The sequence below is a fragment of the Bacteroides sp. ET71 genome, assembly GCF_023336905.1.
In the GTDB taxonomy this organism is placed as follows: domain Bacteria; phylum Bacteroidota; class Bacteroidia; order Bacteroidales; family Bacteroidaceae; genus Bacteroides.
This window is the reverse complement of record NZ_JAMBLS010000032.1, coordinates 23,700-30,656: the sequence shown is the minus strand read 5'-3', so window position 1 is coordinate 30,656 and position 6,957 is coordinate 23,700. Positions and strand designations below refer to the sequence as shown.

At 61.9% G+C, this 6,957-nt stretch carries 5 protein-coding genes; 3 read left to right on the top strand and 2 right to left on the bottom strand.

Annotated elements, in window-relative coordinates; all coding sequences use genetic code 11:
- Positions 1-145 precede the first annotated feature (145 nt).
- A complete protein-coding gene (locus M3090_RS15880; protein WP_262918933.1) occupies positions 146-280 on the bottom strand; it encodes a hypothetical protein in 135 nt (44 codons plus the stop codon).
- Between the two features lie 19 nt (positions 281-299).
- Complete coding sequence (gene mfd / locus M3090_RS13075) at positions 300-3,698, bottom strand: transcription-repair coupling factor (protein ID WP_249056984.1); 3,399 nt, start codon at positions 3,696-3,698, stop codon at positions 300-302.
- A gap of 120 nt (positions 3,699-3,818) precedes the next feature.
- On the opposite strand from mfd, the gene M3090_RS13070 reads away from it, so the two are divergent.
- The 3 genes from M3090_RS13070 (at position 3,819) to M3090_RS13060 (ending at position 6,946) form a co-directional block, all read left to right on the top strand.
- Positions 3,819-4,562 carry a polyprenol monophosphomannose synthase gene (locus M3090_RS13070; RefSeq protein ID WP_249056982.1) on the top strand — a complete coding sequence of 248 codons (744 nt, stop codon included), beginning with the start codon at positions 3,819-3,821 and terminating at the stop codon, positions 4,560-4,562.
- A gap of 211 nt (positions 4,563-4,773) precedes the next feature.
- Positions 4,774-6,126 carry a dihydroorotase gene (locus M3090_RS13065; protein WP_249056981.1) on the top strand — a complete coding sequence of 451 codons (1,353 nt, stop codon included), beginning with the start codon at positions 4,774-4,776 and terminating at the stop codon, positions 6,124-6,126.
- On the top strand, positions 6,119-6,946 hold the full coding sequence (locus M3090_RS13060) for a vitamin B12 dependent-methionine synthase activation domain-containing protein (RefSeq protein WP_249056978.1): 828 nt from the start codon (positions 6,119-6,121) through the stop codon (positions 6,944-6,946). The genes M3090_RS13065 and M3090_RS13060 overlap by 8 nt, the downstream gene beginning before the upstream one ends.
- The last annotated feature ends 11 nt before the right edge of the window (positions 6,947-6,957 follow it).

Sequence of the window (6,957 nt, the reverse complement as noted above, 5' to 3'; positions counted from 1 at the left end):
GGGGCAAATCCTAGTTGGCCAAAAGGATCAAAGTCGCGTGGCTTTTCCACGCTCCATAACGACAACCTGTGCGCCATCTCCTCCGTGCTACATATACATACACTCCCCTGTTCCATCTCTTCCAGGGCAGCATCTACCTTCGCCCTCAATTCAGCAGAGAAATACAGGGGGCATCAGGACACTGCGCGTCCATGAAAGCCTCAATGGCCTCCAGCTTCAGCTCGTCATCCAGCACAAACAAACGCTGGAGCAACTGATGTTTACGTTCTATGATACTCATATCGTTTTCCTTAGATTGATTACTGTTCATTCACCGGCATGGCCAGCATCTCTTGCAGGATGCCCAGCGCCTCGGCCACGGTAGTGACCTCCTTCACCAACATCGAGCGCTTGCCGTTCTGCTCGCGCAGGTCGCAGCGGCGGGTGTACTTCATCATGTAGGCAATGAGGCGGCCGAAAGCCTGGCTCTGATAGTAGGGACTGTCGGGATTGCTCACCAGGTAGAGCGTCATGCGCCCGCCCTTGAGGAAGACCTTCTCGGCACCCAGCCGGGCGGCGATGCGGCGCAAGGGGACGATGCGGAGCAGTTCCTCCGTCTCGTGCGGCACAGGGCCGAAGCGGTCGACCAGGCGGTCGCGGAAAGCCTCCACATCCTTGTCCAGCGTCAGGCCGTCCAGCTCGCGGTAGAGCAACATGCGCTCGCTGCTACCGGTCACGTAGTCGGCGGGCAACAGCAGTTCGAGGTCGCTCTCCACCTGGCACTCTTCGACGAACTGCTCGCCGCTGATTTTGCCCGAGCCGTCGGCAGCCTGCTGCTCCTCGGCCACGAGGTCGGCAAACTCATCGGTCTTCAGCTCGCGCACAGCCTCGGACAGAATCTTCTGATACGTCTCATAGCCCAGGTCGGCAATGAAGCCGCTCTGCTCGGCGCCCAGCATGTTGCCCGCCCCGCGTATATCGAGGTCCTGCATGGCGATGTGTATGCCGCTGCCCAGGTCGCTGAAGTTCTCGATGGCTTGCAGGCGGCGTTTGGCCTCGGGCGTCAGGCTGGACAGAGGAGGTGCCAGCAGGTAACAGAAAGCCTTCTTGTTGCTGCGGCCCACGCGGCCACGCATCTGGTGCAAGTCCGAGAGGCCGAAGTTCTGCGCCTGGTTGATGATGATGGTGTTGGCGTTGGGGATGTCGATGCCGCTCTCGATGATGGTAGTGGCCAGCAGCACGTCGTAATCATAGTTCACGAAGTCCAGAATAATCTTCTCCAACTCTTCGGGAGCCATCTGCCCGTGGCCGATGCAGACGCGGCAGTCGGGGATGTTACGCTCGATGAGTGCCTTCAGCTCCGGCAGGTTGGCGATGCGGTTGTTGACGAAGAACACCTGCCCGTTGCGGCTCATCTCGAAGTTGATGGCGTCGGTAATGACCTCTTCGTTGAACGTATGCACCTCCGTCTGTATGGGATAGCGGTTGGGCGGCGGCGTCTGTATGACACTGAGGTCGCGCGCCCCCATCAGCGAGAACTGGAGGGTGCGGGGTATGGGCGTGGCAGTCAGGGTGAGGGTATCAACGTTGACCTTCATCTGCCGCAGCTTCTCCTTGACGCTGACGCCGAACTTCTGCTCCTCGTCGATGATGAGCAGGCCCAGGTCCTTGAACTTGACGTCTTTGCCCAGGATACGGTGCGTGCCGATGAGGATGTTGACCTCGCCCGCGGCCAGCCCCTTGATGACGGCACGTGCCTGAGCCGAAGTGCGGGCACGGCTGAGGTACTCCACGCGGCAGGGCATGTCCTTCAACCGCTCGCGGAAGGTCTGGAAGTGCTGGTAGGCCAGGACGGTGGTGGGCACCAGTACGGCCACCTGCTTGTTGTCCGTCACGGCCTTGAACGCGGCGCGTATGGCCACCTCCGTCTTGCCGAAGCCCACGTCGCCGCACACCAGGCGGTCCATCGGGCGGGCGCTCTCCATGTCGGCCTTCACCTCGGCGGTAGCCTTGCTCTGGTCGGGCGTGTCTTCGTAGAGGAAGCTGGCCTCCAGCTCGCGTTGCAGGAAGCTGTCGGGGCTGAACTGGAAGCCCTTCTCCTCGCGGCGCTGGGAGTACAGCTTGATGAGGTCGCGGGCAATGTCCTTAATCTTCTTCTTCGTGCGGTCTTTCAGTTTCTCCCAAGCCCCCGTGCCCAGCTTGTTCAGGCGGGGCGGCTCGCCCTCCTTGCCCTTGTATTTGGACACTTTGTGCAGGGAGTGGATGGAAACGAACACCACATCGTCGTTCTGATAGACCAACTTCATCACCTCCTGCGTGGTGTTGCCGTTGGGGATGCGCACCAGTCCGGCGAAGCGCCCCACGCCGTGGTCGGTGTGCACCACGTAGTCGCCGGGGGTGAACTGGTTCAGCTCCTTCAAGGAGAGGGCCACCTTGCCGCTGCGTGCCTTGTCGCTCTTGAGGTTATACTTATGGAAGCGGTCGAACAACTGGTGGTCGGTGAAGATGCAGAGGTGCAGGGTCTCGTCGGCAAAGCCTTCGTGCAGGGTCTTGTCGACGGCGGTGAAGGTAATGCGGTCGCCCCGGTCGTCGAAGATGGCGCGGATGCGGTCGGTCTGCTTGCGGCTGTCGCTACATATATATAATGTATAGCCTCGGGAGAGATAGTCGGTGAAGCTTTGCGCCACGAGGTCGAAGTTCTTGTGGAAGATGGGTTGCGCCGAGGTATGGAAGGCGAGTGTGGCATCCGGCGTCCCCGTAGGCTTGGTGCCGAACTCCAGGCGGCGGAAGTCGAGGGCACGCACGGTGAACTCTCCTCCGTCGATGAGCTTGCCGTCCAGCGAGATGGCGCCGTTCTCCTCGGCCTCGCGGGCGGCAATGGCCTGCGGAGTGAGCGCCTCGTCGTGCACTTGCTGGATGCGTTCCCTCAGCCAGAGGAAGTCGCGCATGGCCAGCACGGTGTCGGCAGGCAGGAAGTCGAGGAAGGAGACCATGCCTCCCGTGCCCTTCTGCTCGAGGTCGTGGCTGAGGTCGGGCACGATGACGATGCCGTCCTTCCGGTCCTTCGACAACTGCGTCTCCACCTCGAAGGTGCGGATGCTCTCCACCTCGTCGCCGAAGAAGTCGATGCGGTAGGGGTATTCGGAGGAGAAGGAGAAGACGTCGATGATGCTGCCGCGCACGGCATACTGGCCGGGTTCGTAGACATAATCCACGCGCTCGAAGCCGTAGCTGTGCAGCACCTCGGTGACGAAGGTCATGTCCACCCGCTCGTTGGCATGGAGCTTCAGGGTCTTGTCGGTCAGTTCGGTGCGCGACACCACCTTCTCGGCCAGGGCGTCGGGATAGGTGACGATGCAGAGGGCCGAGTCGGCCCGTTGCAGGCGGCTCAGCACCTCGGTGCGCAGTATCTCGTTGGCGGCATCCTTCTGCCCGTACTTGATGGCGCGGCGGAAAGACGAGGGGAAGAACAGCACTTCCGCGTCGCCCAGCACTTGCACCAGGTCGTGGTAGAAATAGCCGGCTTCTTCCACATCGCCCAGGATGAAGACAAACGGACGGAGGGCCTGCCCGGCCAGCACGGAGGCGAAGAGCGAGGCAGACGAGCCCACGAGGCCCCCGCAATAGATATGATGAACGGACGGCGTGTCCAGCAGACGCCGCATGGCCTCCACGTTGGGATGGGCGGCATAGAGTTGTTGCAGTTCGCTTAGGGTCATACTCTTTCGGTTTACGGGCGCAAAAGTACGAAATAATCGCCCAACTTGCGCGGGATGTGAGGGAAAAGCTGTACTTTTGCAAGTGATAATCCGGCTACAAGCTACGAGCTAATAAAGACTATGAATACTACTTCGGACAGCATCGTCATCATCCCCACCTACAACGAGCGGGAGAACATAGAGAACATCATTCGCGCCGTCTTCGGACTGGAGCACGGTTTCCACATCCTGGTGGTGGAGGACAACTCGCCGGACGGAACGGCCGACATCGTCAAGCGGCTGCAACGCGAGGAGTTTGCCGACCGCCTCTTCATGCTGCAACGCCCCGGCAAGCAGGGACTGGGCACGGCCTACATCGCCGGCTTCCGCTGGGCACTGGAGCGGGACTATGAATACATCTTCGAGATGGATGCCGACTTCAGCCACAGCCCCGCCGACCTGCCGCGCCTCTATGCCGCCTGTCATGACGAGGGGGCGGACGTCAGCATCGGCTCGCGCTACGTCAGCGGCGTCAACGTGGTCAACTGGCCCATGGGACGCGTGCTGATGTCCTACTTCGCCTCGAAATACGTGCGCCTCATCACCGGCCTGCCCATCCACGACACCACGGCGGGATTCGTGTGCTACCGCCGCCGCGTGCTCCAGACCATCCCGCTGGACAGCATCCGCTTCAAGGGCTACGCCTTCCAGATAGAGATGAAGTTCACCGCCTACAAGTACGCCTTCCGCATCCACGAGGTGCCCGTCATCTTCATCAACCGCGAGCTGGGCACGTCGAAGATGAACTCCAGCATCTTCGGCGAAGCCGTCTTCGGCGTCATCCGCCTGAAGTGGGACAGCCTGTGGCGGAAATACCAACGCTAACCCCATAGCCCGACCCGGAGGGTCCGGGGGGTTACTACCCGGAGGGTCCGGGGGGTTACTACCCGGAGGGTGCCGGGGGTTACTACCCGGAGGGTACCGGGGGTTATAACCCGGAGGGGGCGCCGGGAGGGTTAACCCTGCGGGGGCGCTGGGGCATAACCCTGCGGGGGTGCAGGATTGTAAAACGATTAATACCAAGATTTATATAGCAATGAAACGAACCCTGATACACAACGCAACCATCATCAACGAGGGACAGCGCAAGCAAGGCTCCCTCGTCATCGCCGACGGGCGCATCGCCGAGATACTGACCGACGGCCGGCCCCTCTCCGCCCCGTGCGACGAGACCATCGACGCCACTGGCTGCTGCCTGCTGCCCGGCGTCATCGACGACCACGTGCACTTCCGCGACCCCGGACTGACGCACAAGGCCGACATCTTCAGCGAAAGCCGCGCCGCAGCCGCGGGCGGAGTGACCTCCATCATGGACATGCCCAACACCAACCCGCCCACCGTGACCCTCGAAGCCCTGGAGCAGAAACAGGCGTTGCTGGCAGAGAAGTGCGTGGTGAACCACTCGTGCTACTTCGGCGCCACCAATGACAACTACACCCTCTTCCCCCGCCTGGACCGGACGCGCGTGTGCGGCATCAAGCTCTTCATGGGCTCCAGCACGGGCAACATGCTGGTGGACCGCATGGACAGCCTGCGGCGCATCTTCGGCGGCACGGACATGCTCATCGCCGCACACTGCGAAGACCAGGACATCATCCGCCGCAACACCGAGAAATACAAGGCCGCCTACATCGAAGGGGCCGACATCCCCCTCAACAAACATCCCTACATCCGCACCGTGCAGGCCTGCTACGCCTCGTCGCGCCTGGCCGTCCAACTGGCCACCGAAGCCGGCGCCCGCCTGCATGTGATGCACGTCTCCACGGCCAAGGAACTGCCACTGTTCAGCAACGCCCCCCTGGACGGGACGAAGCAGATAACGGCCGAAGCCTGCGTGGCCCACCTGCTGTTCGAGATGAAAGACTACAAGATGCTGGCCGCCTGCATCAAGTGCAACCCCGCCGTCAAACGCCAGGCCGACCGCGACGCCCTGCGCCGGGCCGTCGTGGAGGGGCAGATAGACCTCATCGCCACCGACCACGCCCCGCACCTGCTGACCGAAAAGACCGGAGGCGCCCTGAGGGCCGCTTCGGGCATGCCGATGGTGCAGTTCTCGCTGGTCAGCATGTTGCAGTTGGCCGACGAAGGCATCTTCACCCCCGAACTCGTGGTAGAGAAGATGTGCCACGCCCCCGCCCGCCTCTTCCGCATCGAAGGCCGCGGCTTCATCCGCGAAGGCTACCGGGCCGACCTGGTACTGGTCCGCCCCCACACCCACTGGCAACTGACCCGCGACAAGATTCTGAGCAAATGCGGCTGGAGCCCGCTGGAAGGCCGCACCTTCGAATGGCAGGTGGAAAAGACCTTTGCCAACGGACACCTTGTCTACGACCACACCACGGGCGTGGACGACACCTACCGCGGAGAGGAGCTGCGCTTCCATGCCTGACGCACAGTTGCTCACCTATCGGATTCACGAAGTAGCCCCCTACATCAACTGGACGTACTTCTTCCATGCCTGGGGATTCAAGCTCACAGCCACGCACACGCCGGAAGCACGGCAACTGCAAGCAGACGCCCGGCAGTTGCTGGACGAACTGGAAGGCGAGCTTGCCACGTCCAGCATCTTCCGCCTCTGCCGCGCCAATGCGGACGAAGACAACCTCCTCATCGAAGGCGGCACCGTCTTCCCGTTACTGCGCCAGCAGAAACCCAACACACAGGGAGCTCCCCACCTCTGCCTGAGCGACTTTGTGCGGCCGCTGTCGTCGGGCAAGGCAGATACGGTGGGACTGTTCGCCTCTACCGTCAACGGGCTTGAAGCCCTTCACGCTCCGGACGACCCCTACCGCGACCTGCTCATCCAGACCCTCGGCGACCGCCTGGCCGAAGCCGCCACAGAGAAGATGCACCAATACGTCCGCCAGACAGCCTGGGGCTACGCTCCGGACGAGGACCTGCCCATCCCCGACCTGCTGGCCGAACGCTTCCAAGGCATCCGCCCCGCCGTGGGCTACCCTTCCCTGCCCGACCAGTCCGTCAACTTCATCCTGGACAACCTGCTGGACATGCAACGCATCGGCATCACCCTGACAGAAAACGGAGCCATGCATCCGCACAGCTCCGTTTCCGGATTGATGTTGGCCCATCCTGCCGCCCGCTACTTCGCTGTGGGCCGCATCGGCGAAGACCAACTGAAGGATTACGCCCGCCGCCGCGGACTCACAGTGGAAAGAATGAAAAAGTTCCTGGCCGCTCTACTTGGATGACACCAAATCTG